The sequence below is a fragment of the Mesorhizobium sp. M1328 genome, assembly GCF_040318075.1.
GTDB lineage: Bacteria > Pseudomonadota > Alphaproteobacteria > Rhizobiales > Rhizobiaceae > Mesorhizobium.
Map to the genome: position 1 here is coordinate 75185 of NZ_JAMYLO010000018.1, position 25613 is coordinate 100797.

General features: G+C 62.2%; 21 protein-coding genes and 1 pseudogene. 6 read left to right on the plus strand and 16 right to left on the minus strand.

Features of this window, described 5'->3' with window-relative positions; all coding sequences use genetic code 11:
* Positions 1-140 precede the first annotated feature (140 nt).
* The 6 genes and pseudogenes from NKH23_RS25840 to NKH23_RS25865 form a co-directional block, all read right to left on the minus strand.
* Complete coding sequence (locus NKH23_RS25840; protein WP_353035634.1) at positions 141-1481, minus strand: sigma-54-dependent transcriptional regulator; 1341 nt, start codon at positions 1479-1481, stop codon at positions 141-143.
* Positions 1471-2928 (minus strand): sensor histidine kinase, encoded by a 1458-nt coding sequence (locus NKH23_RS25845; protein WP_353035636.1) that lies wholly within the window; start codon positions 2926-2928, stop codon positions 1471-1473. The genes NKH23_RS25840 and NKH23_RS25845 overlap by 11 nt, the downstream gene beginning before the upstream one ends.
* Positions 2925-3821 (minus strand): annotated as a pseudogene (locus NKH23_RS25850) (substrate-binding domain-containing protein). The gene NKH23_RS25845 and the pseudogene NKH23_RS25850 overlap by 4 nt, the downstream one beginning before the upstream one ends.
* Positions 3822-4175: 354 nt before the next feature.
* Entirely contained in the window at positions 4176-4514 is a 339-nt protein-coding gene (locus tag NKH23_RS25855) for a nuclear transport factor 2 family protein (protein WP_502912376.1), read from the minus strand.
* A 475-nt stretch (positions 4515-4989) separates the two neighbouring features.
* Positions 4990-5427, minus strand: coding sequence for a YybH family protein (locus tag NKH23_RS25860; protein ID WP_353035640.1), 438 nt, complete (start codon positions 5425-5427; stop codon positions 4990-4992).
* A 329-nt stretch (positions 5428-5756) separates the two neighbouring features.
* Complete coding sequence (locus NKH23_RS25865; protein ID WP_353035642.1) at positions 5757-7526, minus strand: adenylate/guanylate cyclase domain-containing protein; 1770 nt, start codon at positions 7524-7526, stop codon at positions 5757-5759.
* Positions 7527-8051: 525 nt separating this feature from the next.
* Here NKH23_RS25865 and NKH23_RS25870 point away from each other — a divergent pair.
* Positions 8052-8741: a recombinase family protein gene (locus tag NKH23_RS25870; RefSeq protein ID WP_353035644.1), complete on the plus strand. Its 690-nt coding sequence runs from the start codon at positions 8052-8054 to the stop codon at positions 8739-8741.
* A 231-nt stretch (positions 8742-8972) separates the two neighbouring features.
* On the opposite strand, the gene NKH23_RS25875 is transcribed toward NKH23_RS25870, so the two are convergent.
* The 10 genes from NKH23_RS25875 to NKH23_RS25920 all read right to left on the minus strand — a co-directional run bounded on the left by NKH23_RS25875 (position 8973) and on the right by NKH23_RS25920 (position 19038).
* Positions 8973-10232 (minus strand): TRAP transporter large permease, encoded by a 1260-nt coding sequence (locus NKH23_RS25875; RefSeq protein WP_353035646.1) that lies wholly within the window; start codon positions 10230-10232, stop codon positions 8973-8975.
* Complete coding sequence (locus NKH23_RS25880) at positions 10229-10750, minus strand: TRAP transporter small permease (RefSeq protein WP_353035648.1); 522 nt, start codon at positions 10748-10750, stop codon at positions 10229-10231. Before NKH23_RS25880 ends, NKH23_RS25875 begins: the two co-directional genes overlap by 4 nt.
* Before the next feature lie 94 nt (positions 10751-10844).
* Positions 10845-11855: a TRAP transporter substrate-binding protein gene (locus NKH23_RS25885; protein WP_353035650.1), complete on the minus strand. Its 1011-nt coding sequence runs from the start codon at positions 11853-11855 to the stop codon at positions 10845-10847.
* A gap of 43 nt (positions 11856-11898) precedes the next feature.
* Entirely contained in the window at positions 11899-12921 is a 1023-nt protein-coding gene (locus tag NKH23_RS25890; protein WP_353035652.1) for a transketolase family protein, read from the minus strand.
* Positions 12918-13757, minus strand: coding sequence for a transketolase (locus NKH23_RS25895; RefSeq protein WP_353035736.1), 840 nt, complete (start codon positions 13755-13757; stop codon positions 12918-12920). Before NKH23_RS25895 ends, NKH23_RS25890 begins: the two co-directional genes overlap by 4 nt.
* A gap of 16 nt (positions 13758-13773) precedes the next feature.
* Positions 13774-14526, minus strand: coding sequence for an SDR family NAD(P)-dependent oxidoreductase (locus NKH23_RS25900; protein ID WP_353035654.1), 753 nt, complete (start codon positions 14524-14526; stop codon positions 13774-13776).
* Positions 14527-14560: 34 nt separating this feature from the next.
* Positions 14561-15454 carry an amidohydrolase family protein gene (locus NKH23_RS25905; protein WP_353035656.1) on the minus strand — a complete coding sequence of 298 codons (894 nt, stop codon included), beginning with the start codon at positions 15452-15454 and terminating at the stop codon, positions 14561-14563.
* Between the two features lie 62 nt (positions 15455-15516).
* Positions 15517-16479, minus strand: a complete 963-nt coding sequence (locus tag NKH23_RS25910) for a substrate-binding domain-containing protein (RefSeq protein WP_353035658.1) — start codon at positions 16477-16479, stop codon at positions 15517-15519.
* A gap of 22 nt (positions 16480-16501) precedes the next feature.
* Entirely contained in the window at positions 16502-17506 is a 1005-nt protein-coding gene (locus tag NKH23_RS25915) for an ABC transporter permease (protein ID WP_353035660.1), read from the minus strand.
* Complete coding sequence (locus NKH23_RS25920; protein ID WP_353035662.1) at positions 17503-19038, minus strand: sugar ABC transporter ATP-binding protein; 1536 nt, start codon at positions 19036-19038, stop codon at positions 17503-17505. The genes NKH23_RS25915 and NKH23_RS25920 overlap by 4 nt, the downstream gene beginning before the upstream one ends.
* Before the next feature lie 30 nt (positions 19039-19068).
* On the opposite strand from NKH23_RS25920, the gene NKH23_RS25925 reads away from it, so the two are divergent.
* The 5 genes from NKH23_RS25925 (at position 19069) to NKH23_RS25945 (ending at position 25502) form a co-directional block, all read left to right on the plus strand.
* Positions 19069-20112 (plus strand): LysR substrate-binding domain-containing protein, encoded by a 1044-nt coding sequence (locus tag NKH23_RS25925; protein ID WP_353035664.1) that lies wholly within the window; start codon positions 19069-19071, stop codon positions 20110-20112.
* Between the two features lie 433 nt (positions 20113-20545).
* A complete protein-coding gene (locus NKH23_RS25930) occupies positions 20546-23458 on the plus strand; it encodes a Tn3 family transposase (protein ID WP_353035666.1) in 2913 nt (970 codons plus the stop codon).
* 129 nt (positions 23459-23587) lie between these two features.
* Positions 23588-24373 (plus strand): tetratricopeptide repeat protein, encoded by a 786-nt coding sequence (locus NKH23_RS25935; RefSeq protein WP_353035668.1) that lies wholly within the window; start codon positions 23588-23590, stop codon positions 24371-24373.
* Between the two features lie 155 nt (positions 24374-24528).
* A complete protein-coding gene (locus NKH23_RS25940; RefSeq protein ID WP_353035738.1) occupies positions 24529-25080 on the plus strand; it encodes a recombinase family protein in 552 nt (183 codons plus the stop codon).
* On the plus strand, positions 25077-25502 hold the full coding sequence (locus tag NKH23_RS25945) for a hypothetical protein (RefSeq protein ID WP_353035670.1): 426 nt from the start codon (positions 25077-25079) through the stop codon (positions 25500-25502). The genes NKH23_RS25940 and NKH23_RS25945 overlap by 4 nt, the downstream gene beginning before the upstream one ends.
* Positions 25503-25613: the final 111 nt, after the last annotated feature.

Consider the following 25613-nt stretch of genomic DNA (forward strand, 5'->3'; position numbering starts at 1 on the left):
GGCGTGATGACATCGTCAAATGCGAAGCAACGCTTGTGCCAAACGCTTAAGAGGCTGGTTTGATTACAGGAACGCTCTTCCGGCAAGTCTCGGATAGATGTCCGTGTTCGGAAATCCGAACATGCTGCAGCGCCGAAGGTTCAGGATTCCGGACGCGCGCGCTCGGTCAGGCCAAGCCGCGTCATCTTCTCCCACAGTGTCGTTCGCGAGACCGCAAGCAGACCCGCGGCCTTGGCGATCTGGCCGCCAGTCTCTTCAAGCGCGCGCTCGATCTGGCGGCGCTCGGCCGCGTCCCTCACGTCCGCAAGCGGTAGGAAGCCCGTGCCGCTTGCCTTGGACGCGTGTTCGGGAAAGAGATCGCCCGGCATGATCCATTCGCTGGTCGACAGCGCGACGGCGCGGTCGATGCGGTTGCGCAGCTCGCGGACGTTGCCGGGCCAGGCATAGGAAAGGGCAGCCTCCTCGGCGAGCGCGCTGAACCCGCGGATGCGCGTGTCCGAGCGGCTGACGGCATTCTCGAGGAACCTAGCGAGGAGCCAGGCAATGTCTTCGGGCCGCTGCCTGAGCGGCGGAATCTCCACCGTGAGAACCGCCAGCCGGAAATAAAGGTCTTCCCGGAACCTAGTCGAACTGCCGCGATTTACCAGATCGCGATGCGTAGCCGCCACAATGCGGGCGCGGAACGGGATCGGCGTCTCGCCGCCAACGCGCGTAAGGTTTCCGTCCTCGATCAGCCGAAGCAGCTTGGCCTGGAGGGGCAACGGCATGTCACCGATTTCGTCGAGGAAGAGCGTGCCCTTGCCTGCGCGCTCGGCATAGCCGAGATGGCGCTGCTGGGCTCCCGTGAACGCACCTTTCTCGTGGCCGAATATCTCGCTCTCGAGAAGCTCTGCGGGAATCGCTGCGCAGTTAACCGCCATGAACGGCTCCGTGGCGCGTGGCGAGATCTGGTGCAGCAGCCTGGCCGCCACTTCCTTGCCAGAACCGGTTTCCCCGGTGATGAGCACTGGCAGGTCATGGTTCGCGTAGCGGTGGATCAAATCCTCCGCGTGCTGAATCGCAGGGGATTCGCCGAGATAATAGCCCTTCAGCCGGACCCCCGAACTGGTTGTGCGGCGGCCGGATTCGATGCGTTTCAGGAATTCGTCCATCTCAAAGGGCTTGGTCATGAAATCGACCGCGCCCGAACGCATCAACCGCACCGCCTGGTCGACCTCGCCATAGCCCGTGACGAACATGAAGGGAGGCGCGTTCGGCTGTCGTGCGAGTTCGTTGAAGACGGTTTCGCCCGACATGTCCGGGAGCCGAATGTCGCAGATGACGAGGTCGAGCGCGTTCGCTGCCGCGGGAATGGCGCCGATCGCTTCGCTGCCGGACTGCCACCACGTGACGTGCCAGCCTTCCAGCTCGAGCCGCTGGACGATGGAACCGCCCATCACGGGATCGTCCTCCACAAGCCCTATGGCGCGGTCAGGCAGCATCGGCTTCGGCATCCTCCCTGTCGAAGGGAATTGCCAGCGTGACCGCCGTCCCTCCGTATTTGTTGGATGCGATACTGGCAGTTCCGCCGAGTTCGTCAACCACCCGCCTGACCATCCACAGACCGAGTCCGCGTCCGGCGCGCACCGCAGGTCCCGGATCGGGATCGACGAGTATGCCCGCGATATCCGGCGGCATTCCGGGGCCTTGGTCCCCGATCTCGATGACGAGGCGTTGGTCGGCATTGCTTGCCCTGAGCGAAACGACGCCTGTTTCGGCGGTAACGGCGGTCGCGTTGAGCAGGAGGTTGAGAACCGCCTGACGCACCAAGCCGCCCTTGACGGGCAGCTCTCCTGCGCCGTTCCATGAGATATTCCACTCGAGCTGTTGTCGCTTGCGGCGCAGTTCCGGCTTAATCAGCAGCCGGACATCGTCGAAATCGTCCTCCGTCAGCGGACGCTGCGCGCGCTCCGGTCGATAGGTGGCGAGCGCGGCCTCGACAACGTCGCGAATACCCGCCAGCCCGCGCTCGATCAGACTGATAGAGGTGTCGCGTACTCCGGGGGTCTGTCCGTGCGTCTTTAACGTATCGATGGCGTTGAACAGTCCGCCGAGTGGGTTGTTGATCTCGTGCGCCATGCCGGAAGCGAGCCGCCCGAGGCTCGAAAGCTTCTCCTCTTCTGCAAGCTGCATAGCGAGATTCGTGCGCTCGCGCTCGGCATGGACGAGCGCGTTGTAACCATGGAATAGGCTCGCTACCTCGCCATCGCCCGGCGGAATCTCGCCCAGCGATATTGGTTCGGCCGCGCCGTGGGCGGCGGAACGCATATGAGTTTCGAGCACGCGGATGGGACCGATCATGCGATGGACGAGCAGGAAGCCGCCAAACGCAAAGAGGACCGCGACGATCGCGTTCGTCACGAGGAGCGTGACAAGGACTTCGCGCCTCTCGGCAAACAGGTGTGATACGTCGAATGCGGCATGAATCGCGCCGATCGGCTGGCTCTGATAGATGAGTTCGCGGCGGGCAAAGCCGGTTTTCCTGTCTTCGTCGATCGTCACGGCCTCGGAGCCGTACCGCGAGGCGTATTGGACGGGAAGCGCCGAGTATGCCCTGATCTTGTTAGGGTCGGTCGCGGCGAGGACGCGTCCGTCCGCGCCCGTAACCACGGTTTCGATCGGTGCAAGGGACTCGTAAACGGAAGAAGAGCGATCAAGTGCGTCGAACACTTCCCACACGTCCCCACGCAGGACCGCAGGTAGTACCGACGACGAAAGACCGTCCAGATACGTGCCAGCCAATCCATCGAGATAGGTTTCCTGGGTGTGGGAAAGGCGAGCGAGGACCCTCTCGGAGATGGCCGCGCTTATCACGACCATCAGCAGGGCCACGATGGCGGGGACCCGGAAGGACAGCGGAATTGCCTGCCAGCGGCGGAGCGGAGTCATCCGAACTGCCTCACCGTTTCGACCTTGGCGGCGATGGTATCGAAAAGCTCGGGCGGGGCGACGACGAACCCGTCGAGGCGCAATATTTCCAGCACCTTTCGGCCTTCCTGGTCGTCGGACATCGAGACCAGTGCATCACGCAGCGCGGCTATCCTCGGGTCGCCGGCCAACGATTTAGGTGACGCGACCGGGGGAAACCCCAGCCATTCCGATTTCCGGACGATCATCGTCCGGGTCACCAGCTCCGGCTCGATCTCGCGCATGACCTCCCAGACGTAGCCGTCCACGCTGCCGGACTGCGCGAGCCCGGAGGCCACCGCCCTGATGACGTTGCGATGTCCGTAGGTGAAGAAACTGCGCGAGAAGAACTGCTCGGGGCGCAGACGGTGTTCAGCGAGCAGTGCCCGCGTTACTAGGAAACCGGAATTGGAATCTGGATCGGAGAAGGCGTGGATATCGTCGCGCAGGCCAGACCAGCCATCCACCGCCCGGCCGGCAGCCGCGATCTAGTAGGATTGGTACAGCGGCTTGCCATGCCACGCGGGTGTCGCGGTCAAGTCGAGATCGGCCTTGTACTGGACGTAGGGATAGCCGCATATCCAGGCCGCATGAACCTGACCCGAAACGAGGAGCGCCGTGATCTCCTGATACGTCCGCCGCGAGACGAGCTCGACCGCGCCTCCGACCCTGGAGGAAAGGTACGCCCGCAGGTGCCCGAGCAGCTCCAAGTCGTTGGACAGGAATACGGGCGTCAGGCCGAACTTGAAGGGTTCGTTCTGCGCGCGTGCGAGCCTCGGCAAAGCGAGCGCGACCGCGCTGACCAACGCCAACTTCGAGAAGTAACGACGCGATATTCGGCCGATACCCGCACCATGCGAGCCGCCACGCACCATCAGTTCCTCCCAGGACCCATCTTTACCGCTTAAGCAGCTTATTCTACGTCCGATCTGATTGCGACGGGGCTAATTTTTCTCCGGCGCAGTCGGCGTCAAGTGATTCGAAGATCGTCCGGTTTTCGGTCTACTCGGGACGTTTCACAACACTCATCGTAATGTCCGAGAAGGGTCAATCATTCCCGTCCGGCAGGATTCGACGCGGTTAAATCCTTCAACGTCCGGCAAGGGCGCGCATGCGCCATAGCGACATTCATAGCGCCTCTCAAAAGCTGCCCTTCGCGCAACGGCTCAAATCGACCCGAACCTCCGAGACGAAGCCAAGATGTTACGCGATTTGTTATCGCAGACTGCTCATGAGCCAAGTATGTCCGCGGGTATGGGCTGACTTTCGCTCGCCTTATCCCAAGCCTGGGCGGCGATCTTCCAGCTCCCCTGTTCCTTTACCAGAAGCATCATTTCGACCACACGCTCGACATTGCTCTCGTTCTCAACGTTCTCACAGGCAGTAACTGCGACTGCGACATTGCCGAAGACGTATATCTTGCTGACGAGAACGGTTTCATCGAATGACTGCAAAGCGGTCCCCACGAGTGCTCTCATGCGGTCGATGAATGCAGGGACTGCCTGGGTCCGCAACGGCCGCGATGATGGAAAAAGCTGTGCGTCGCGAATGAAGTCTTCCTTGAACAGCTCTCAATCAGGCTCTCCCTCCACCGTCCAGCTCATGCTCGCGAATTGGCGCTCAATGAGCGCCCGAATGGCTTGAATATCGCAGTCCGAATTCATGCTCATCGAAAGAGTCTCCGGCATTGAGCTGCGCAACGGCCTACACAAGGCGACGGCGGGAACCTGCAAGCCGCACTGCTAATCGCCACATCGCCTAGATACACGCCAATCAGGATTGCCACTCCACGTCGACAATCCACCCAAGCGCGACGCTGTGTGGCGGGACGGCAGACCGAATCCTTGGATCAGCTCCGTCGCACCAGGATCTGCCATTCCCGGCGCTTCTCCAAACCTGACCTTCACGCCCAGAGCGGCCGTCCGATGCTGCGAGCCCGATGACGCGGGCCGACCCTAATATAGAAAACGGACTGAAGAATAGCCGCGCTGCCGCAGCAAGCGTTTGCGAGATCGAATCGCTTCCCCAATCACACAACCGCATCTATCGGCGGAGTACCGAATCGGCCGGCTGAGCCGTCGTTATCGGATCCGCATGACGATGCACAATCTTCCAGAGACCATCTTCTGGGCGAAAGACGCTCGTCACGCGTAACGCAAGAGGCGTGACATCGCTCCGACCGCCAACCTTGGACCTGAGCCGCTCTACTTCGACGAGATAGGCCAGCTCAGACGTCACACACTTCGCTATGTTCTCGAAGCCGGTAGCGTCGCCGTCCCTGTAATTCGATGCCGCTTGCTCCATCGTCTCAACGACCTGCTTCCATCCAAGCGCGAAAGGGCCAAAGGGATTGCCCAGTGTTACATCGTCTCGTTGGGAATAGAGCTTCTTCGCAGGCGCGGGGTTTCCTTTCATGAACTCATCCAGAGCCAGGTGGTATTTTTCAACTGCTTGATCGAAGTCATTGGCGTCGAGGGACACGTCATCCTCCCTGTCGTTTTATTTCTGATCAGGACTGGCGACTCCCTCAGGTCAACATTTCGTGCGTCCGCAGCGGTGAGGCATTTCCCTAACCGCGGCGAGTGCAGGTCGGCTTGGTCAGTATAGCACGGCGCGAGACAAGCTTCGCGACGGCGTTTTGAGACGGCTCGGCAAATGGCCGCTCCGTGACCCAACAAGTCCTTCGACGCTCAGATCGGGCCCTCTGCAGCTCAGATGATTTAACCAGCGAGAGGCGCCAACCAGTCATTGCTCCTCATTTGAGCGAGTGGCTGTAGAAGCTTGAAACCGGGCGTTCCCCTGGTCCGCAATTACACCAAGCCGGCCTTGCGAAGCCCGTCCACCAACAACTCGAAATCCTCGGGGTTCTTGTAGGGCAACACTTTGCGACGGTATTCCAGGGAGTAGTCGGGATTGACCCGTAACACCTCTTGCCAAGCCGCGCGGGCTTCGCCGAAACGGCCCAGATGGCCAAAACTGGAAGCCAGAAGCGCGCGAGAGACATCGGTAACGGGATTGCGGGTCAGCCGCTCCTTCAGCAAGCCAACTGCCTGTTCGTACCTTCCCAGTTGAAACGACGCCAACGCCTGGAAGTGCAATAGCACATCCGGAAAATATGGGTTCAAGACCTTCGCCCGATCGAAATACTTGAGCGCCTCGTCGGCCCTGGCCGAGTAATACAGTGCCTCGCCGAGGGCGACGTGCCCTTCAGCGAAGTTCGGATTGAGGATTATCGCACGCTGGGCCTCGCTGATGGCCACGTCGTGCCGTCGCGAATACAATTCGACGATGCTCAGCGCCCAGTGCGCCCTAGGATCACGATCGTCCAGCGCTACCGCCCGCGTCGCAAGCTCTTCCGCTTGCTCGCGCGAATTCGGCGGTGACGGGCTCCATCCGTTCAAGTGGTCGAGTACGTGGGTAAGGGCCAGGAACGCGTGGGCCGAGGCGAAATTCGGGTCCAGTTCGATTGCACGTTGCAAAAGATCCCGGGCGGCGATGTTCGTCTCCTTCGTCAGCCGGTGCCACAGCTCTCGGCCACGCAGGAAATAGTCATACGCCTCAACGTTGCCGGTGTGCTCGGGCGCCAGCCGCTGCCGGTCGCCCTCCGTCAGGTTGATGGCCAGCGCGTCCACAATCTGCTGAGTGACGTCGTCCTGCACCGCGAATATGTCGGTCAGGTCGCGATCGAAGCGCTCCGCCCACAGATGGCCACCCGAGGCTGCGTCGATAAGCTGGGCGGTGATCCGTACCCTGTTGCCGGATCTACGGACGCTGCCTTCCAGCACGTAGCGCACGCCGAGGTTCCGGCTCACCTCCTGCACGTGGACGTTCTTGCCCTTGAAGGTGAACGACGAATTGCGAGCAATGACGAAGAGCTGCGGCAGCTTTGAGAGAGCCGTGATGATGTCTTCCGAGATTCCATCGGCGAAATACTCCTGCTCAACATCACCGCTCATGTTGGCGAACGGCAGCACGGCGATCGACAGCTTCGGCGGCAGTTCCGTCGTCGGCCGGCTTGTCGCGGATTCGGAGGTCGCGGTTGCCTTTGCCTCGGTGGTGCCGACACGCAGCGAATACACCCGGATCGGCTCGGCGATGTTCTTGAGCTGCGTGTTGCCGAGATCACTGACCGAGAGGTCAAGCCGCGTCTTGACCTGGCGATAGGCGTCCTCGGACAGGCAGATGGCGCCGGGGGCAGCGACGCCCTCCAAACGCGAGGCGATGTTGACGCCGTCGCCCATCAGGTCGCCGTCGCTTTCCACGACTACGTCGCCGAGATGAATTCCGATCCGGAACTCGATGCGACGGTCCTGCGGCACGCCGGCATTGCGCTCGACCATGCCGTTCTGCACTTCGAGGGCGCAGCGCACGGCGTCTACCACACTGCGGAACTCGACCAGCGCCCCATCCCCTGTGCGCTTGATCACGCGGCCGTTGTGGACAGCGATGGTCGGATCGATCAGGTCGCTGCGCAGTGCCCGCAACCTTGCCAAAGTACGATCTTCGTCTGCGCTAGCCAGCCGGCTGTACCCGACCACGTCGGCGGCCAGGATCGCGGCTAGCTTGCGGTTCTCGCTCATCAAGCCATCTCCCTAGTCGCTATAATAACACGAAGACACAGGGAAGGACGAAAGTTCGGTGTTCCAGCGTGCCGGTGGGTGAGATCCAGGCTCGCCATCTGTTCACCCTCATGCCTGAAAGCTTACGATGCTGAGCACCGATCGGGAGGCGCGCTTGACGGGCCGGATCTACAACTTCGAGGGTGACAGGGGACGCCGCCGACGTGCATGTCTTGCCACATTTCAGACATTCGACAACGTCACGGCGAAGTCAGCTTGGGGTCATGGCGGTGAATTGACCCGGAGCAAGCGAGCTTCCGCTTAGCGTCGATTCCGGCCGCCTGGTTTTCGCAAAAGTCCCGGATTAAGCGACTGTTTTGCGTCTGATTTTGGCACCGTCCCCCAATAGGCAGTTTCGCGACCACCGCAACCATGGCGCTTGCTGCGGCGTATTTCTGACCCAGCCTATGGGGCTATCCGCTTGCCCGAATTCTGAGCCAGAGCGCATTGAGGTATATCAAAATGAGCCGAGAGCAGGAGGGGGATATGCACGTTGCGCGTGTTTATCTGCGGGTCAGTACGCAAGGGCAGGATCTCGAGCGCCAGGAATCGATCATCGCTGAGGCGAGGGATGCCGGGTACTACATCGCCGGCGTCTACCGCGAGAAGGCATCCGGCGCTCGCGCCGACCGGCCGGAGCTGTTGCGTCTGATCGCGGACCTTCAGCCAGGCGAGGTTGTCGTTGCGGAGAAGATAGACCGCATCAGTCGTCTGCCTTTGCCTGAAGCTGAAAAGCTGATCGAAACAATTCGGAATAAGGGTGCTCGTCTTGCCGTACCTGGTGTGGTGGATCTTAGCGACATCGCGGCCAGCGCTGACGGCGTTGCCAAGATCGTGCTTGAGTCCATTCAGGAAATGTTGCTGAAGCTCGCCCTGCAAATGGCTCGAGACGACTTCGAGGATCGCCGCGAACGCCAGCGGCAAGGCATCGAATTGGCAAAGGCGGGCGGGAAATATGCCGGACGCCAAGCTGACCTGGTGACACACGAACGCATCACTGTCTTCCGGTCTGGCGGCAACAGTATCAGCAGGACGGCGAAGCTGACCGGCTGCAGCGAAGCGCAGGTGAAGCGCGTCTGGGCTCGACATCGGAAGGAAAGCGGGAAGCAGGAAATGTTGCCGCAAAAGTGGAGTTCTGCGACTGTGCAAAAGTCAGTTGCAAAACCGTCGCTTTGATCGGGAGTTTTCGCGACAAGCAAAGTCGCGAGAGGTGGTTTTCTTCCGTAGCTTCCTCGATCGGAACGAGAAAGAAGCGCCAACTGCCGACGCTCTGGGACGACTTTGTGAACGTCTCAATCGGGGCCGACAGCTGACGGGCGGCTTTCGGCCGGCGGATCTTCGATTGCGGACATTCGGGCTGGCGGCGCCTGGCCAGGAATCCAGAGATGTCACGTGCCATTGATGCGGTCAGTAGATCGTCAGCGCCGGGATGTAGCTCACGGCGATCAGAAGCAGCATCGCGACGGCGAAGAACGGCCACAACTCCTTAGTCGTAGCGCCAAGCGATGACTTGGCGATGGACGACGAGATAAACAACGTGGTCCCAATAGGCGGCGTGTAGAGCCCGATGCCGAGGTTGATCACCATGATCAATCCGAGTTGGACCGGATCTAGGCCGATCGCAGCTGCCAGCGGCACGAAGATCGGCCCGAGCAACAGGATCGACGGCGGCAGGTCAAGCGGCATGCCGACGATCAGCATCAGGATGTTCATCATCAGTATGATAATGATGGGGTTCGAGATGTTGACCGAGACCCATGCCGCAAAGTTCTGCGGGACCTGGTCGAAGGTCAGAATCCAGCCGACGGCGGCGCTGCCCATGATCACCAGCATCACAACGCCGGTCGCCATGCCCGCCTCAACCATGTTGTTGCAGAAACGCTTAAATGTCAGATCGCGGTAGACCAGCACGCTCAGCACCAGTGAGTAGACAACCGACAGCACGGCAACCTCGGTGGGCGTCGCAAATCCGAAACGCAGGCCGAGGATGATGAGTATCGGCAAGAGGATCGCGGGAAGGCTGCGTATCGCGAGCTTGACGAGGTCGCGCTTGCGCACTGGATCTGTGCTGACCGGATATTTGCGCTTCCACGAAATCCACCAGCACACTCCGACGAAGCCGGCCGCCATAAGGATGCCGGGCAGGATGCCGGCGACGAAGAGATCCGCGACACTGACCCCGCTGACCAGCCCATAGAGGATCATCGGGATCGAAGGTGGGATGAGCACGTCGATAACCGCGGACGTTGCATTGTTGGCGGCGCAGAGCGGCGCGGGATACCCGTGCCGCTTCTGCCAGGGGATGAGGACCGAACCCAGCGCCGACGCATTTGCGACTGCGGAGCCGGACACTCCGCCGAAGACGACAGACGAGATGACCGTGGTCGAGAGAGGCCCGCCGCGCCAACGCTGCATCGCAAGTGAGGCAAGCTCAAGCAAGTCGCGGCCGAGCTTGCCGCCGAGCATCAGGGTGCCCGCAAGCATGAAGAAGGGCAGCGCCAGCATCGGAAAGGATTGCGTCTGGTCGAATATCTGCTGCGCCACGATGGAAAGCGGTAGGAAGCCGTTCCATAACACGGCTGCGCCGGCGGCAAGGATGAGGCCGTATCCAACTGGTACGGCCAGGACCATCAGCACCAGAAACACGCCAACCATTATGAGGGTCACAGCGGCATCTCCTCGACGTTGGTGGCCGGTCGGGCGTTCCAGTCGAGCATGAGGATGCGCAGGGTGGCGGTGGCCGTCACCACGGCGACGAGCACGGCACCAGCCGCGACGCAGTAGTAACCGATGGAGTTAGGTAGTCCAAGAACGGGGCTCCGCTCCGCTCCCGCGATCGCGGCCACCACCAGCGACTGCCAGGCCAGCACGCCGAACGAGAGGATTACGAGCAGGTTGCCGAAGGCCATAAGCCGGACACGGCCGGTGTCCTCCAGCTTTCCGTAGAGCCACTCGACGGCCATATGCGCGCCGCCCAGGGCGGCGAGCGTCACTCCGGCCATGATGAACCAGGGAAACAGCAGCGTTGGCAGTTCTTGGGCGAAGCCGAAGCCGCCCGTGGCCAGAACGTAGCGCGCGATGACATTGGCGGTCATCACGAGGGTAAGGAAGACACCGGTAACGATGATGGTCGCCCGGCAAAGCCACCCGATAGCGAAGTCGATGCTGTCAACGATCCTGAGCATGGTTTCTCCTGCGCCTTGCGGCGCGCCCCGCATTGCCGGCGAAAGATCGCCGGCTCCTTTCGATGCGGTCGCAGGCGCGCGAAGGCTCTGCGCGTTAAGTTAGGCCTTGGCGGCGGCCACCAGCTCTTCGACGAACGGGCCGACATTCCTTCGACTTCCAGTCTTCGGCGACCGGCTTCGTTGCCTCCAGAAAGGCCGTGCGGTCGACGTCGTTGACTGCGATGGCGCTGTTCGACTTGAAGGCCGCAAGTGTCTCGTCGGCGGCCTTGTTGGACAGGCCCCGCTGCAATTCACCGGCTTCCTTGGCTGCTGCCTGGATATGCTCGAGATCGGCGCCGACACGGGCCGATGCGACCTGTGACATCAGGAACGGTGTCGACTCCCATTTGTGCGCCGTCAGCGAGATGAACTTGTTCACTTCGTAGAGCTTCGAGCTGTTGATGTTGGCCAGCGGGTTCTCCTGCCCATCGACCACGCCCTGCTGCAGGGCCACATAGAGCTCGCCGAAGGCGATCTGTTCGGTCGCCGCCCCGAGGGTCTGGAATATGTCGATGGTCATCGGATCGGCGGGAGTCCGGATCTTCAGGCCCTTGAGGTCGTCCGGCTTGGTGATGGGCCGCTTCGAGTTGGTGACGTGGCGCACGCCATTGTCCCAGTAGCCAAGCGGGACGATGCCGAGTGCTTCGAATTTCTGGGCCAGCGTCGCGCCGATCGCGCCGTCGACGACCTTGAAGGCGTGCGCGGCGTCGGAGAACAGGAACGGCAGCCCCAGAACGGAAATCTCCGGCACGAGACTGGCGGCGGGACCCTGGCTGTTGGCCGTGAGGTCGAGGGCGCCGGTGCGCAGGCTGGTCAGCATCGCCGCATCATTGCCAAGCGTCTCTGAGCCGGCAATGTTGATCGTGATGCGGCCCTCGGTCTTATGGGTCACCAGTTCCGCGAACTTGGCGGCCGCCAGCGTTCGAGGATTCCCCGGCGCCGCGCCATGGCCGAGCGTCAGCGTTGCCTGTGCACGCGCATGAAGAGGGAAGGCCAGGACGGCAGGCGCGGCAAGCGCGGCGCCGAGCGTGCGCAGCATGGTACGGCGGTTCAGTGCAATGGTCATATTCTCCTCCACTTGTTGATTTGTCGGGGCAGCATCCATTGCTTCATGAGAGCCAGGCCTTGACTCGGCGGACGACTGCGCTGGTCGAGATGCCGTAGCGGTCGTGAAGGGTCGGCAGGGCTCCGGCGTCTAGGAACGCGTCCGGCAGGCCGATCTGGCGGTATGCCGGGGTGACTCCCTCGTTGAGCAGCACGGCTGCGACAGCCTCGCCTAGGCCGCCGATGACGGTGTGGTTCTCGGCCACGACGACGAGGCGGCCGGGCTTTCTCGCGGCGGCGAGGATCGAGGCGGTGTCGAGCGGTTTGATCGTGGGCACGTGCAAGACCGCGCAGCCGATGCGATCGGCCTCAAGGGCTTTTGCCGCTTCCAGCGTGCGCATCGTCATCAGGCCGCTGGAGATGAACAGCACGTCCGCGCCCTCGCGCAGCACCGTCGCTTTGCCGAGTTCGAACCGGTAGTCGTATTCGTCGAGCACGGCGGGTACCTTGCCGCGCAGCAGGCGCATGTAGACTGGGCCCTTGTGGTCGGCCATCGCCTCGGTCGCCTGTTCGATGTCGAGCGCGTCGCAGGGGTCGATGATGGTCAGGTTCGGCATGCCGCGGAAGATCGCGACGTCCTCGGTCGCCTGGTGGCTCGGCCCGTAGCCGGTCGTCAGCCCCGGCAGCGCGCAGACGATCTTTACGTTAAGGTTCTCTTCCGCGATCGCCATGCAGATAAAGTCGTAGGCACGCCTGGAGGCAAACACCGCGTAGGTGGTGGCGAAGGGCGTGAATCCCTCGCGCGCCAGGCCCGCCGCCGCACTGATCATCACCTGCTCGGCCATGCCCATCTGGTGGAAGCGGTCGGGATGGGCCTGCGCGAAGACGTGAAGGTCGGTGTATTTGGCGAGGTCCGCTGTTAGCCCGACGATGTCAGGACGCGTATTCGCCAGTCGCGCAAGCGTGTTTCCGAACGGCGCCGTACGCGTTGGCACGCCATCGGGCGCGATCGATGCGATCATCGCCGACGTCGTCTTGCGTTCGCCGGCCGTGAGCGGCTTGCGGGGTTCGAACTTGGACAGTCTCATAGCGCTTGCCCCTTCTCCAGAGCCTCTAGGGCGAGCACCCATTCATCGGGCTCGACGCGGATGAAATGCGTGATCTCGCGGCGCTCCAGGAAGGGCACTCCCTTGGCCATCTTCGTGTCGCACACGATCATGCGTGGCTTGGCCTCGCCGAGGTTGCGCGCGATGTCGAAGGCGGCCTTGACCGCCTCGATGTCGTTGCCGTCAACGCGCTGGGCATGCCAGCCGAAGGCGGTGAACTTGTCGGTGACCGGCTCCGCCGAGAGCATGTCGCGGGATGGGCCGTCGGCCTGCTGGTTGTTGAAGTCGACGATGGCGATCACGTTGTCGAGCCTGTGGTGGGCCGCAGACATCGCCGCCTCCCAGGTAGACCCTTCGCCAAGCTCACCATCGGATAAAAGGTTGTAGACAAAGCTGTCGCTCTTTTTGCGCTTCAGACCGAGGCCCATGCCCACCGCGATGCCAAGCCCGTGACCCAGCGATCCGCCGGTGATCTCCATGCCGGGCGTATAGGCTGCCATGCCCGACATCGGCATACGGCTGTCGTCGGTCCCGTAGGTCTCCAGTTCCTCCTCAGGCAGTACTCCGGCTTCGATCAGCGCTGCGTAGAGCGCGATCGCGTAGTGGCCGATCGACAAGAGGAAGCGGTCCCTTCCCTCCCAAAGCGTGTCCTGAGGGCGGTAACGTAGGGCATGGAAGTAGCTCACCGCCAGCACGTCGGCGATGCCGAGCGCCTGTCCGACGTAGCCCTGGCCCTGCACCGCTCCCATCCGCACCGCGTGGCGGCGGATGCGATAGGCACGCTCCGCGAGGCTGACATTGCTACCGGCCTCCGGCATCTCTCGGACGGCAGCGTCAGCCATGGATCAGCATCCCGCCGTTGACGTCGATCACCGCGCCCGTGATGTAGGACGAGAGATCGGACGCGAGGAACAAATAGGCGCCGGCCACGTCGCGGGCGTCGCCCAGGCGCGATAGCGGGATACCCTTGATGATGTCGACGCGTGCCGCGTCGGACAGCTTGCCGGCGGTGATGTCAGTCTGGATCAGGCCCGGTGTCACGCAGTTGACGCGGATATTGTCGGGGCCGAACTCTCGCGCCATCGCCTTTGCGAGGCCGAGCACGCCGGCCTTCGCGGCCGAATAGTGCGGTCCGCCAAAGATGCCGCCGCCCCGCTGTGCCGAAACCGACGACATGCAGGCGATCGAGCCGCCGCCGCTCTCACGCATATGCGGAATGAAAGCCTGGCTGAGGTAGAGTACGCCGCGAAGATTGACGTCGAGGATGCGGTCCCAGTCCTCGGGGATGATCTCAAGCGTCTTCACCGGCTGCGTGATGCCAGCATTGTTGCAGAGGATGTCGACCCTTCCGAAGGCGCGGACGACCTCCGCCGCCGCGGCCCCGCAGGCGTCGCGATCGGCCACGTTGCACGCGACGCCGATATGGTCGGGTCCGAGTGCCGCCGCCGCCTCCCGCGCCTGACCGAGGTCGAGATCCAAGATGGCGACCCGGGCGCCGTGCTCCGCCATTAGGCTCGCGGTCGAACGGCCGATCCCTCTCGGGCTCGCCGCGCCCGAAATAACGGCCGTCTTGCTTTTCAGCAACATGAGTGCACTCCTTCGAATTTCCAATTGCTGTGTGTCAAAGTCGGTAGAACCGTTCTGCGTTGTCATGGAACAACGCCATCCGCTCCGCCTGCGGACATTCTTTCGTTATTTCTTTGAATGCGTTCAGGATCGCGTCAAAACTCGAAAACAGCTTGTCGACCGGGAAATTGGTCGCGAACATGCATCGCTCCACACCGAAGGCGGCGATTGCTTCCTCGACGTAGGGACGGATCGATTGGGTGGTCCAGGTCAAGTCCCCCATGCCGAGGCCCGAGATCTTGCAGGCGACGTTGGGAGCCTGGGCCAGCGTCTGCATCCCCTGCCGCCAGGCCGCGAAATGCTCCGGCCCGTCGACCTGCATGCCGGTGTGGTTGAGGATAATCTGTACGTCGGGAAAATCGCGGGCGAGATCGAGGAACTCCGCCATCTGCGGGTAGTAGAGTTGCAGGTCGAAGCTCAGCCTCCGCTTGGTAAGTTCGCGGAAACCGCGCCGCCATTCGGGCGTCCGGCTGACCTCGGGCCTAGCCTGATATGTCTTAGCCGGATCGGGATGATAGTTCATCGACTGCCGGATGCCGCGGAAGTTCGCATATTCCATGTGCAGGTCGAGGAGGTCGCCGACATCCGGCTTCGACAGGTCGGCATAGCCGACGATGCCGTGCGGAAAGCCGTGCTTGTCGGCCACGCCCTGCAACCACCGCGTCTCGCCAACCGGGTCCTTCGGGTCGAAGCCGACGTCGAGATGCACGGACTTGAAAAGGTTCTGGTTCTTCGCGTCATCGAGATAGTCCTCGATGCGGTAGCTCTTGACGATCGCCGTGTAGTCGCCGAAGGCCGACGGCTTCACGTCGTCAGACAGCCACGGATAGTAGTTCTCCTCGAGGTCCCACAGATGATGGTGCGGGTCGATGAAGGGAATGTCGTCCACGTCGTCCTCCTCGCTTGTCCAAGGCGCGCCCGCCGGCAGGACCGGCGGGCGCGTTTTCGCGCTCAGTTGCTCGGGGGGAAGACGCGCGAGATGACCTTCTGGGCCTCCGGGCTGTCCACCTTATCGGCCGTGACCAGAGGCATCACCAAGGCCATGTTCTGGGTGACGGGGGCGCCGGTCAGGGCGTTGTAGACCTGCTGGGTACCATCGATGCCTTGGCCGACCGCTTCCTGGAAGAAGATGCCCTGAATGGCGCCCTTCTTGAGCAGGTCGATCGTTGTCGGCGAACCGTCTGCGACGGTGATCCCGACCTTACCCTGCAGGCCCCGGGTCTCGACGACCTTAGCCGCGCCGGTTCCCGCTTCGTCATACATGCCATAGATCGCCTTGATGTCCGGATTGGCCGTCAGGAGATCGTTGGCCTGCGTGACCGCCTCGTTGATCGTCAGCCCACGCGTCTCGAGCATCTGTGCGAGTTCGCACCCCTCGGCCTCGAAGGCTTCCTTGGCGCCGGTGAGATACTTCTGCGCGTTCTCACGGTCCTGCGGCAGCGACAACATACCGACCTTGTTCCCGCCGCGCTCCTTGGCGAGATCGCAGGTGAACTTGCCCTGCGCCTTACCGGTCTCGTAGTTGTTGGCGGTCACCGAGGAGGTGAAGTTCGTCAGGCTAGGCTGCGGGCCTATGCCAGCGAAGGCGATCGGGATCGTCTGCTGCTCGAGATAGTTCAGCAGCGGCGGCGTCGAGGTTGAGCTCACCGGCCCGATCACGATGGCGTCGACGCCCTTGGTCACCGCCGTGCGGGCATTGTCCATCTGCTTGGCCGGCGAGTTCTCGGACGTGTACTCGACATAGTCCATGCCGAGTTCCTCGGCTTTCTGCTTGACCCCGTAGCCGACCCATTGCCAGTACGAGATGTCGAGCGACGGGGCGATGTATGCGACTGTCTTCTTGTCTTGCGCATAGGACGCGCTCGAAAGCGTGGCCGCGGCGATCGCAGAAAGCAGGATAGTCTTCGTCTTCATCATGGTTCCTCCCTTTGATGATTCAGGTACGACTAGTGTTGCTGAAGCGGTCGATCAGGACTGCGAGCAGGATGGCGACGCCGGTGACGGAGCCCTGCCAGAAGCTGTTCACCCCAATCAGGTTCACCCCGTTCTGGATGCAGGTGATCATCAGTGCCCCGAGCACTGCGCCGATCGCGCTGCCGGTGCCGCCGAAGAGGCTCGCCCCGCCGATCACCACGGCCGCGATTGCCTGGAGCATCAGGCTCGCGCCGGCGGTCGCCTCGGCGTTCAGGATGTAGCTGACAGTCACCAGACCGGCGAACGAGGAGAGCAGGCCGGACGCGACGTATGCCGCGAAGGTAATGCGCAGGATCGGGATGCCGAGCAGCCGGGCTGCATTGGCGGACGATCCGACCGCATAGAACCACCGTCCGACAACCACCTTGCGCAGGACGATCTCGAGCACCACCATCAGGACGATGCAGAACAAAAGGTGGTTGGCTATCCTGGGAACCATCTCGCCCGAGTTCAGCAGCCAGAAGTCCGGCGCCCCGATCGGCATCGAGCGGCCGTTGGTGACGATGAAGGCGAGCGATCCGGCCACCGCGTAGGTGATGAGCGTCACCACGAAGGGCGCCAGCCGCACCACCGTGACGAGGAAACCGTTGATCGAGCCGAAGACGAGGCCGACGCCCATTCCGGCGAAGCTCGCCGTGACACCGTCCGCGCCGTTCGCCATCGCGAGCGCGGTGACCATGCCGGTCAGCGAGAAGACCGAGCCCACAGAGAGATCGATACCGCCGGTCAAGACGACCAGGAAAACGCCCAGCGACATGATGATCAGCGGCGCGGCGGCCTGGATGATGTTGTGCATGTTGCCCATGCTCAGCGCGGCCGGCACGAACGTGCCGACGGCGAGCATGAGCGCGACGATGGCGCAGGCGATCGCGAACTCCGTGCGGTAGATCTGGAGCACGCCGGGGTGCCCGGCCCGGCCCACGCTCGCCGCGCGCTCGGACGCAGTCTTTTGCGCGGTCTCGCTCATGCCGCCATCCCCGTCAGTTCGGCCACGCCGTCCTCGGTGAAGTGGTCCGCGTCGAGAAAGCCCTTCGGCCGGCCGTCGGTGTCGAAGGCGTAGATCCTGTCGCAGAGTTCGAGCAGCTCGACGTTCTCCGTCGACCACCAGACGACCGTCACGCCGGCGTCCGCCATCTGACGGACCAGATCGTAGATGTCGCGCTTTGTGCCGATGTCGACGCCCCGGGTCGGCTCTTCGAGCACGACCATGCGCAGCGGCAGTCCGAGCCAGCGAGCGACGAGTAGTTTTTGCTGGTTTCCTCCCGATAGAGAGGAAGGCAGGTCCCAGATCGAACGAGCCTTGAGCTTGAGCGCCGAGACTAGGTCGGCGCATTCATGCAGTTCGGCGCCGCGCACAAGGCGGCGGCGGTCGCGGATGCGCCGCGCCGCAAGCACATTGTCGACGATCGGCAGCTGCGACAGGATTCCTTTGGCAGCACGATCGCCGGACACGTAGCCGACGCCCGCCCGCACCGCCTGCGTGGGCGAGGCGAACTTTACCTGCACCCCGTCCAGCGAAATCTGCCAGTCGCGTCCTTTGCCGGCGCCGACCAGCGGCGCGATCAGTCCGATCGGTCCCGGAGGAGCGCCGGCGAGGCCAAGGATTGTGCCGGACGCGAGCTCGATTGAGGCGCCGTCGGGTCCGGCGAGCGATATCGCCGCCCGCGAGACCGTTTCGGCCTTCGCGCGAGACCGAGCGGCCGTCAACCTGTGGGCGGGCTGCCCCATCTGGTGGACGATCGCGGCATCGGTCAGCGCGGCGAGCGGCGTGGCGTTTTCGACCGTGATGCCGTCGCGCAGGATCGTGCAGACGTCGCAGAGTTCGCGGATTTCCTTCATCCGATGTGAGACGAAGACGATTCCGATGCCCTCGGCATGCGCCAGCCGCCTGAGGACCGCGAAAAGCTTGCCGGTCTCGCCGGCGGTGAGATTGGCCGTCGGCTCGTCTAGAAGCAGAACTTCCGCTCCGGTAGACAGGGCGCGCGCGATCTCGACAACCTGGCCCTCGTGCAGGGACAGGCGCCGCGCCGCCTGGTCGACGAAAGCCTCCGGCGTCGCCGGATCGATCAGCCTGAGCGCATCGATGGCGACGCGGCGCATGGCGTGAATACTGCTCGCGGAAAGCCCGTTGCGGGCGTGGACGATACCGATGTTCTCGGCGACCGACAGTTCGGGCAGGAGTGCAAGTTCCTGGTGGACGACGGCGATGACCGGCGACGTGCGGCCCGGCTTCAACGAGGCGAAGCGGATCTCGCCCGCGTCGCGGGATGTGAGACCGGTGATAATGCGGATCAGCGTGCTCTTGCCGGCGCCGTTGCCGCCGAGTAGGGCGTGGATCTCGCCGGCGCGAACCTGGAAACCGACTCCGCGCAGAACGCGGGTCGCGCCGTAGCTCTTTTCGATGTTGCTGGCTTCCAGCAGCACCCGGCTGGCTCTGCCAGCAGAGAGCGGCAAAGCGTCGCCATCGCTGCCCAGAGCCTGGGTCGCGTTCGGTCCCATCCGGTTTCTCCTCCCGATGTACGGAGAATGATGACGCCGATTGACTTGGGCCTCAATTCTCGATTCTTAATGTTCTGTGAAGCTGAGCTAAACAAACGAATGGCGGACCTGAACCTTAACTCAATGGGTCATTTTGAGGCGGTTGCCCGTTTGGGCGGCGTGATCAAAGCTGCTGAGGAACTGAAGGTGACTCCCTCCGCCGTCAGCCAGCAGCTTCGGCTTCTGGAGCAACAGCTTGGAGTTCGGCTCTTTCACCGGGAGAAACGGCACCTCTCACTGACAATCGACGGGGAGCGCCTCTACCAGACCGCGACGCAGGCATTCGAATCCATTCGCGAGGTTCGTAACGCGATCATGCGGCAGCGGGAGAGCTTCCAGCTCAGCATCCGCGTCAGCCCGTCCTTCGGAGAGCGATGGCTGGCGCCGCGGCTGGCGGAGTTCAGCAGCGCCTATCCTTCGTGGGAACTGCGGGTCGATGCGACGCCCAACTTCTCCGATTTCGAGACGGAGGTCATTGATCTCGACTTGCGCTACGGAGACGGCGGATGGGCAGGCCTCTATTCGTCCTGCATTTTGAACGATTTCATCCTGCCTATGTGCTCCCCTTCGTATCTGGAGCAGCTCAAGGCCGAATCCAACGACCCGCGCGAGCAGCTGCTGTCCGCGCGGCTCATAGAAAGCTCAAAGGCCTACTTTCGATGGGATTACTGGCTGCCCCGCAACGGCATCCAGGGCGCTCGCATGACATACCCCTTTCGCTTCGACCGGTCGTCCATGTCGGTCCAACTGGCCAAGGATGGCGCGGGCGTCGTTCTAGAAAGCACGACGATCGCGTTCGAAGACCTTGCCGCAGGATCGCTCGTACCGATTTCAAACGAGTTCGACGTCATCGAGTTTCCTGGCTATTGGCTCGTCTGCCCGTCGAGGCATATGAACCGGCGCGCCGTGCGATTATTCTCAGAATGGGTCTCCCACGTGGGGAAACGGGACGCCGAACGAGTGCGAACGTTCCTCGCCGAACGAGGCTTCCGGACGACGCTCGAGCGACGGCCGAACTTCATCGCCAGAGATTAAAGTGCCGGCGTTTCCGAAGATGGTGCGAGTAGAGCCTGACAAGTGCCACACTATCCTGGGAGCAGGCTGTACGCGCGTCGGCAGCGGCTGCAATAGCGCGACCGCGACCCCAGCGTGGTTGCCGACAATGTCCGCTTCCAGTCACTGGCAAAACTGACCGCAGCGGCCGAGATAGGGCGCGTTGCCGAATGTCAGTCTGGGGCCGAAAGCTGCCGGGCCGCTCCTAGCCACCGCTAAGCGAGTAGCCGCCACGAAGCTTATGCGGCATCAAGGCGTATCCTGAGGACATCGAAGCCCCAAGGACGCGATAATCCGACTAGGCCTAATCGGCCCGAAGCTGCGATTTTGGCCAAGTTGTGGAACGTTGCCGGAACGGATTGACCGCCATGGCGCCATCGCCTGAGAATTCACTCCCTGAACAGGGAGTGGATGTATGGGTTTGCGTGTTTCACCTGAGTCGTTGGTCGGTGAGTGGAGCCTCTCGTTTGCCGACATCGACTTTGCGAACGCCAAGCCGGCCGGGTCGAGGCTCGGACTGGCGGTGCAGTTGAAGTTCTTCGCAGCCTTCGGATACTTTGTCACCGACGCGACCGAGGTTCCGGACGAGGCGGTTTCGTATCTGGCCGAGCAGCTTGGCGTCAGCAAGGCCGATTTCGGCGGCTACCATTTTTCAGGGCGCTCGGGCCGGCGCCATTGCGCGGAGATTCTCCGTCATCTGGGCGTTCGCCGCATGAGGCTGGCGGATCGCGCGGCGCTTGCGGACTGGATAGCAACGGAGCTTTGCCCGGGCGGGCAGTCGGTCGCGGCGATGCTGGAGGCTGTCTGTCTCTGGTGCCGCGACCACAAGATTTTCGGCCCGTCGGGCAAGGAGATGGAGCGGCTTGTACGTTCCGAACGGCAACGGTTCCTAGAAACATTTCTCGGCCGTGTGGCGCACCGGCTTGTTCCGGAAACGGCCGCTCTGATGGAAGCTTCGCTCGCCGATCCGGAAAGCCCGACGGGGTTCCACACGATCAAAGCCGATGCAGGTGCCACAACGCTGGAGAATATGCTTTCGCTCGCCGGTCGGCTGGCCTTCATTCAAGAGCTAAAACTGCCAAGGGAGTTGCTGACGGACCCGGGCAAGACCTGGATCGATCAGATTGTCCGGCGGGTCGGTGCCGAAAAAGCCTCGGAGATGCGCCGGCACACGCCGATGCGACAACTGGGTCTTTATGCCGTTTTCCTGATGGTGCGGGAAGCGCAGATCATCGACGGGATGATCGACCTGCTGGTGGAGGCCATTCACAAGATCGGGGTTCGCTCGAAGCGTAAGGTGGTGGCCGGGATAGCCAAGGATATCGAGAGGGTTTATGGCAAGGAGCGGCTTTTGGTCGACATTGCTGGTGCGGCGATCGAGACGCCGGACGGCCGGGTGTGCGATGTGATCTTTCCCGTGGTAGGCAAGGAAAAGCTCGCGGCGATCATCAAGGAGCATCGGGCGAAAGGCACGCTTGAGCGCCGCATCTACCAAGTGATGCGCGGTTCCTATGCCGGCCACTACAGAAGGATCTTGCCAAAACTGCTCTCGGTCCTGGAGTTTCGTTCGAACAACGCCGTGCATCGGCCGGTGCTCGAAGCCTTGGATTGGATCAAGCGAGCCTTCGATACCGGATGCCGCGTGTTCCCGCGGAATGGCGTGCCAGTCGAAGGGGTCATTCCGCAGAAATGGCGCAGCGCGATCATCGGCAAGGACGGGCGCATCAACCGGATCAGCTATGAACTCTGTGTGCTCAGCCAGCTGCGCGATCGCATCCGGGCCAAGGAAATCTGGGTAGTCGGGGCGAACCGCTATCGAAATCCGGACGACGATCTGCCCAAGGATTTCGAGAGCCGACGGGCGGCCTACTACGACGCGCTCAACCTGACGTCGGATGCGCGAGCTTTCACGCGCAAAATCCAGGCCGAGCTCGAGCGGGAATTGCGGCTGCTGAACGGCGAAATCGCCCGCAACGATAAGGTGCGCATTCTCTGGCGCGGTGAAAACCGCATCTCGATCACGCCGTTCGAGCCACTGCCGGAACCGCAGGGCCTTCGCTCGGTCAAGGCCGAGATCGGGCATCGCTGGCCGATGACGGAACTGCTGGATGTTTTGAAGGAGACGGCCCTCGACACCGGCTTTCTGGATGCTTTTGAAACATCGGCCTCTCGCGTGACGCTTTCCCGCGGTGCGGTCGACCGGCGCCTGATCTTGTGCCTTTACGGATTGGGCACGAATGCCGGCCTAAAGCGCGTGGCGACCGGATGCCCGGACGTCAGTTACGAGGAATTGCTTCACGTCGGCCGGCGCTTCGTTCACCGGGAAGCGCTCGAAGCAGCCTGCGCCAGCGTTGCGAACGCGACACTGGCCATCCGCAACACCGCCATCTGGGGCGAGGCCGGTACGGCCTGCGCTTCGGATTCCAAGAAGTTCGGCGCCTGGGACGGCAACCTGATGACCGAATGGCATGTCCGCTATGGCGGTCGCGGCGTGATGATCTACTGGCATGTCGACAAGGGCTCGACCTGCATCTTCTCGCAGCTCAAGCGCTGTTCGTCTTCGGAGGTCGCTTCGATGATCAAGGGCGTGCTGCGGCATTGCACGGACATGGAGATCCAGCGGCAATATGTCGACAGCCATGGCCAGAGCGCCATCGGCTTTGCCTTCTGCAGGCTGCTCGGTTTCGAGCTCGCGCCACGGCTCAAAGCGATCGCCCGGCAGAAGCTGGCGCAGCCGCATGCGGGCCTCCGCGCCGAACTGCCCAACCTGCTTCCCGTTCTTTCCAGCGCTATCAACCGGGATCAGATCGAGCAGCAATATGACGAGATGGTCAATTATGCCGCAGCCATGCACAGCGGGCTCGCCGATCCGGAAGCGATCCTGCGCCGCTTCGCCCGCGCCGAGGTGATGCACCCGACCTACAAGGCACTGGCCGAGCTTGGCCGGGCTATCAAGACGATCTTCCTGTGCCGGTATTTGCGCCACGAGCCGTTTCGCCGCGAAATCCATGAAGGCCTGAACGTCGTCGAGAACTGGAACAGCGCGACCAGCTTCGTCTTTTTCGGCAAGGGTGGCGAGATCGCTTCCAACCGGCTCGACGACCAGGAGATATCGGCGATGGCTCCGCATCTCATACAGGCGTCGCTGGTCTACGTGAACACGCGCATGATGCAGTCGGTGCTGAGCGAGCCGAACTGGTCGGCACGGCTCACGCCGGAAGACTACCGCGGCCTGACGCCGCTCATCTATGCCCATGTCAACCCTTATGGCCGCTTCGACCTCGATCTGGATCGCCGGATCGATTTCGAGCAGAAACAAGCGGCGTGACCCATCGAAGGGAATGTAGAAATGCCTGTATCGAAGAAGCCCCGAAAGAAGGCAGTGGCGAAGTCCAAGCAGCCGGAAAATGACAATGCTCTGCCTCCGATGCCGGACCGGCGTGGCATGGAGGGGTTCATGGCAGGTCTTTTCGGCGGACGAGGGAGCGACCCGACCGACGCCGCGCAAGACGTCATGTATGAGGCCTGGGAAGCGACCAGTCGCAGCAAGCGTATTTCGCTGGCCAGGAAAGCGCTCAAAATCTCGCCGTTGTGCGCCGACGCTTATGTGTTGCTCGCGGAGGAAGAGGCCAACTCCGTCGAGGAAGTGCTGGATTGCTACCAGAAGGGCGTAGAGGCCGGAGAAGAGGCGCTCGGACCGGAAGGGTTCAAGGAATATGCCGGTCACTTCTGGGGTTTTCTCGAGACGCGCCCCTACATGCGGGCACGGGCAGGTCTTGCCGCCGTACTCTGGCGGCTTGGTCGGCATCAGGAGGCCATCGACCATTATCAGGCGATGCTCGAGCTCAATCCGAATGACAATCAGGGCATCCGCTACGTGCTGGCCGGGCATTTGCTGGCACGCGACGACATCAAGGCCCTGAGGAAGCTTCTCAAACAGCACGAAGACGATTGCGCTGCTGCATGGCTCTACACGCGCGCCCTTCTTGCCTTTCGTGAAAACGATCCAGGCGCCGGGAAGCTTGCCGAGGAGGCCTGGCTCGCGAACAGCCATGTGCCCGGCGTCCTGTCCGGCAAGCAGCCTTTGGTTGCCTCTCCAGACGGCTATATCACCTTGGGGGGCGAGGACGAAGCGGCCGACTACGTCGAGGAAAACGGCAAGGCCTGGCAGGCCACGCCCGGCGCAATCGCGTGGCTGGCGGAGGTTACCAGAAAGCTGAAACCACGAAGACGGCGTAACTGACCGCCCGGAACCGATGGTCGTGTTCTAATTTGGGTATACCCGACCTGCGCAGCGCGAATGAACACGTTGCAGCCGCACAGCCATGTTTATTTCGAGTCCGATTTGAGATATTGAACGACTTCACATCTCGGCACACCCAAAATCAACAGTTTTGTATGACCCGCATTGGATATGCCCGCACCTCAACGACAGACCAAAACCTTTCTGCGCAAATCGCCGCGCTCAAGGCCGCCGGCTGCGAGGTCATTCGCGAGGAGCAGAAGAGCGGCGCCTCCCTGGAAGGCCGCCCGCAGCTCAACACCATTCTCGACTTCATCCATCCTGGCGAGACGCTCGTCGTCACCCGCATCGATCGCCTGGCTCGCTCTCTGCGCGACCTCCAGGCGATCGTAGACAGGCTCAAGGCAAAAGGTGCGCATCTTTTCGCAACCGAGCAGCCAGTCGACACCTCGACCGCCGCCGGCAAGGCCTTCTTTGACATGCTCGGCGTCTTTGCCGAGTTCGAGACCAATCTGCGGCGCGAGCGCCAGGCCGAGGGGATTGCCGCTGCCAGAAAGCGCGGCGTCTACAACGGACGGCCGCCGAAGATCGACCGCGCCGAAATTATCAGCCGACTAAAACAGGGGCACGGCCCGACCCGCATCGCACGCGATCTCGGCATCTCGCGTGGAACCGTCTATCAGGTGCGGAAGGGGAAACCAGGATGAGCAAAGGCAAGCACATAACCCGTCTGACACCCGCGACCTGTGAAGAAATCCAGGCCCGCATGCTCGAGGTCTGCCGGAAGATCGCCGCGGATCATGGGTTGGTCATCGAGAGCGCCGGATGGCGCGGCCTGGATTCCGGGCTCTCCTTCGAGCCCATGTTTCGTGTCAGCGTTCCCGCCTCCGACGGCACAGCATTCAATCTCGAAAAGGATATGTTCGAGTTTCTGGCTGCACGCTATGGATTGGCTCCCTCGGATCTCGGACGCGAGTTCAGCACTGGAAGCGAACGATTCCGGATCACTGGCATTGATCCCAAGCGGCCGCGATATCCTATCTCCGCCGAACGGATTCCCGACCGCCGAGGCTTCAAATTTACCGCCGAAAACGTCGCCATGCTCTTGCGAGCTCAGAGCAAGCCCTGATGTTCGCCAAATGTTCTCCAACTTGGCCAAAATCGCAGCTTCGGGCCGATTAGGCCAAAATGGCGGCCTTTGAACATGACAAACTCCCGGAAAAAAGAGCAAGCGTTATGC